The following is a 4,249-nucleotide window of genomic DNA, read 5'->3' as shown; positions in this document are numbered from 1 at the left end:
AGTGACGCCCCAAAACCGTTTAAATTCTGCTGGTTTGAGATGTTTCACCTGCTCATATTTCATAAGCTTTATTTATCAATGGAGCGGGGCGAACGCAACGAAAGAGTCCGCGAGCGCATAATTTCAGTCCTTATCTTACCCCAGCCGCGACTTTTGCAAGAGGTCTACTGATTAAGAAAGGGCGATCGCATTTTGTTAATCATTACTTTATAAGATTTACTAAAAATTTTATAAGTTGCTTTTACGAAACTTTATAATAAAGCAATACCTCCGCAGATATAAATTTTTAGTTAAGCACAAAAAAAGTTTTTTGCGACGGTCGCTGTCGCTTTCCTAAACTTTTCATCACCAAGTCTATGAGTTCTTGAGTCATGACTAATTGGCCTCACTTGTGCATAAGAAAATTATCGTATTTTTGCAAAAAAGCAGTAGAAGCGATCGCATTCTCCGTTTGAAGGATGCGATCACCTTTATTAATTAACAAAATTAGCTAGAATTTATGCGGGAACTTGGATTTTCTGAGTACCTGCAAGCCCAAAGGCGGTGTGAATTGCTTGTAAGGCAAGAACACCTTGATCTTGGGCAACAACGCAGCTAATTTTGATTTCAGATGTAGTAATCATCTGAATATTTATTTGGTGCTGGGATAGGGCTTCAAACATTTTGGCGGCGATCCCAGGTTGTCCCACCATTCCGGAACCAACGATACTAACTTTAGCGATCGCAGTATCCACTGCAACTTCACCGCAACCTAATGAAGGTGCGATTGATAAGAGTGCTTTTTGCGCTTCTTGTGCATCCGCTTGGGCGACGGTGAAAGCAATATCACGGGTGGCGATGCCATTAATTACCCGACAGCGTTGCGATTGAATAATCATATCCACGCTGATATTTTTTTGGGCTAATAATTCAAACACTTGCGCCGCCATTCCCGGACGATCTGGAACGTGGCGAATCGCTAGACGTGCTTGGTTGAAATCTAGGGCGACACCGCGCACCGGAGGAGAAGATTCTGGTGTGTTTGTGTGTTGTAAATGCCCACTAGGTCTGACTGGGGAACTATCTACCTCGAAAGTTTGGCAAAGCAGGGAAATAGCGCGATCGCAATCATCCGCATCAACTACGCAACTAACTTTCACTTCCGAGGTGGAAATCATCTGAATATTGATCCCCGCACTAGAGAGAGTGGCAAACATCTGCGCCGCCACGCCAGGACGACCGATCATCCCCGCACCAGCAATGGAGACTTTGGCGATGTGCCGCGCCACCATCACCTCTGCTTCTCCCTGTTCTGGACTGTTTTGGCTGCGGAGGGCGGGCGCGATCGCTGCTGCTACTGCTTCCGCCCGATTGATGACGTTTTTGCTGACAGTAAAGGCAATATCGTTGGTGTTGCCTTCGTGTATTGACTGAATAATTAAGTCGATGTCTAAGGCTTGATGGGCAATTTCACCGAATAACCGCGCCGCCACGCCAGGACGATCCGGTACCCGCAACAGCGCTATCTTCGCCTGATCGGTATCAAATTCTACCCCGTCTACTGGTAGAGCAATTTCTAAATCTTGTAGCGATCGCGGCTTGGGTGTCGGGGAGATCACTCGCGTACCGGGGTCATCTGTCCAGCTGGAACGCACCACCAACTCCACGCCGTAATTCCGCGCAATCTCCACAGCGCGCGGATGCAGCACTTTTGCACCCAAGCTGGCTAATTCCAGCATTTCATCGCAGGTAATTTCTTCCATTAGTTGTGCTTCTGGCACCAGTCGGGGATCTGTGGTAAAAATTCCCGGTACATCCGTGTATATTTCGCAACAGCTTGCTCGTAAAGCTGCCGCCAGTGCCACCGCTGAAGTATCAGATCCGCCGCGTCCCAAAGTGGTAATTTCCAAATCTTCTATGCTGCTGATGCCTTGGAAACCAGCCACCACAACTACTTTACCCGCGTCTAGGTGACGTTCCATGCGCTCTGTCTGAATGTGCAGAATCCGGGCGCGGGTGTGTTCAGCTTCGGTAACAATTCCTACCTGTGCGCCCGTCAGAGAAATTGCTGGTTGTCCCAATTCCTGCAATGCCATACTCAGCAAGGCGATGGTAACTTGTTCGCCTGTGGAGAGCAGCATATCCATTTCCCGGCGACTGGGATTATTCGATATCTCGGTAGCTAATTTTACCAACCCATCAGTAGTTTTACCCATTGCGGAAACTACGACAACTAACGAGTTGCCCATCTGGACTGTTTTGTGAACGCGCTGTGCGACTGTTTGAATGCGTTCAACCGATCCTACTGAAGTTCCGCCGTATTTTTGGACTATTAGCGCCATAATTCTCTCACCAATCCTGCCTAGGGATATACCCACATTGCCTTAGCCTGTGGCTACACAAACCAAGCCTGCCTAAGCTCGTAACCGCACCAAAGGTGCGACAGGCTGACACGGCAAGGCATCTTAATTTAACCTAATTAAATTATCAGACTTGCTGGGACAAAACAGGCTGACTTTAGATTGTGTTGATTGATTATCGTCAAACATCTATCGCGGGGGGTGTGGAGATAGGGCGAAGCGCTTACGGTTCAAGGATAATGCGATCGCTAAAAATTCTAGCTGCACAAATTCAAAGATAGCCGTGTTAGTTGCGTGGGCATCGCCCACCTTACAGCTTTAGTGCGATTTGATAAGCATTGCGAGGCGCTTTCCTAGTCGTGCTGCACTCTCCGCCAAAACTTCACCTTTAAACCCTCGCGGGGATAGACTGTCGGTAGCATCACCATATCTAAGTTTTGTCCGGGAAGCAGTTCCCACTCATACTCGCGGACTAACAACGCAGCAAACAGCTTGATCTCCAGCTTGGCAAACTCCCTCCCCAGACATTCTCGCAATCCGCCACCAAACGGGATATAACTCATCGGTTTTTGTTTATCTTCCGCCCGTTCGGGTGCAAAACGCTCTGGGTCAAAGCATTCTGGCTGAGTATAGATGCTGCTATCTTGATGAGTTGTGCCGCTGTGATAAAGCACCTTCCAACCTTTGGGGATTAAGTAGCTGTTAAACTCGCAAGATTCAATGACTTCTCTAGGACCAGTTGATGGAGGAAAGACTCGCAGAACTTCCTTCAAGACTTGCTCTAGATAGGTCATCTGCTTCAGATTCTCCAGCGTCAGCGGTTGGGGAAACCCCAATTGCTTTTGCTCTGCACGGATAGCCTCTTTAACTTCTGGATGCTGCGCTAATAGAAGACATAACGAAGAAAGGGCAGATGACAACGTATCGTGACCCGCAAATAATAGGGTCAGAAGTTGCTCTTTGAGTTCCTGCAAACTCAGAGTGTTTCCGTCTTCATCCCGCGCTTGCAACAATAAACCTAAGACATCCTGAGTCGATGTAGCTTGTTGTTGACGCTCTTTGATTATCTCCTCAATTCGCGCCAGTATCAGCTTGCGACACCGTAACGCCCGACCAAACTTTGTCCAAGGTAAGGGTACGGGGATGGAAAGTAGCCCCTTTCCCCAAATTTCATACCACTCGCCAAAATCGCGATCGCTGGCAGCTTCGGTTCCTATCAGCAACTTGCAAGCCACATCTAGCGTGTATTTTCTTAGTTCCGAGTACCAGGAAAACTGACCCAAAAGCTCCCACTTGTGGAGATAACTGCGGCTAATCTCCTCCATTGTGGAGGCATACCCTGCTAGTGCGCGAGGTTGGAAGGCTTGCGATAGCAGTTTGCGCTGTCTTAGATGTTCATCCCCCATCTGCATCACTACCGATCCAGTTCCCATCAATGCTTTGGTCTGCGGGGGGACACCATTCGCAATTCCGTCAGAAAAGTAGTGTTTCTCGTTGGCAAAGAGAAAGCGGGTTGCCTCAGCTCCAATCAAGAAGATGGTAGGACGACCCAATACATGAGTTTTGAAGATTCGTCCATATTGCTGGTGTCGCTTCTGTACAAAGTTTGGATCGCGTAAAAAGCTAATGGTTTCGCCAATAATTGGTAGACCAAAGCTCCCAGGAGGTAAAGGTAGCGATCGCGCTTGTTTGGTGGTTGTCATTGTTTTCTCTTGGCTCCACAACAAATGAACAGCATTAATATCGATACGCTTAAGTATCGTAATTACAATAGGGAGTGTCAAGAGGAGCTGCCTTAGAGGATGTTTGAAAAGTGGTGAGGGGTTAAATATTATGCCAACCGCCTGACCATGATACGGATCATTGCCAGATAAATAAAAGTCTCCGATGTTTCTGGCAATAACTCATAA

The 4,249-nt window shown here is 47.6% G+C and carries 2 protein-coding genes; both read right to left on the bottom strand.

The window, feature by feature from the left end:
* Window positions 1-497: 497 nt before the first annotated feature.
* Window positions 498-2,321 (bottom strand): aspartate kinase, encoded by a 1,824-nt coding sequence (locus H6F66_RS09885; protein ID WP_190420682.1) that lies wholly within the window; start codon window positions 2,319-2,321, stop codon window positions 498-500.
* 371 nt (window positions 2,322-2,692) lie between these two features.
* Window positions 2,693-4,042 (bottom strand): cytochrome P450, encoded by a 1,350-nt coding sequence (locus H6F66_RS09880; RefSeq protein WP_190420680.1) that lies wholly within the window; start codon window positions 4,040-4,042, stop codon window positions 2,693-2,695.
* Window positions 4,043-4,249: the final 207 nt, after the last annotated feature.

This window comes from Trichocoleus sp. FACHB-6 (genome assembly GCF_014695815.1).
Classification (GTDB): Bacteria; Cyanobacteriota; Cyanobacteriia; order Cyanobacteriales; family FACHB-T130; genus Funiculus; species Funiculus sociatus.
Note: the sequence above shows the minus strand (reverse complement) of the source record. Positions and strands in the feature narration are given on the sequence as shown.

Bases quoted from the DNA above. Each gene is read 5' to 3' on its own strand.
- H6F66_RS09880 (WP_190420680.1), bottom strand. From the start codon at position 4,042: ATGACAACCACCAAACAAGCGCGATCGCTACCTTTACCTCCTGGGAGC.
- H6F66_RS09885 (WP_190420682.1), bottom strand. From the start codon at position 2,321: ATGGCGCTAATAGTCCAAAAATACGGCGGAACTTCAGTAGGATCGGTT.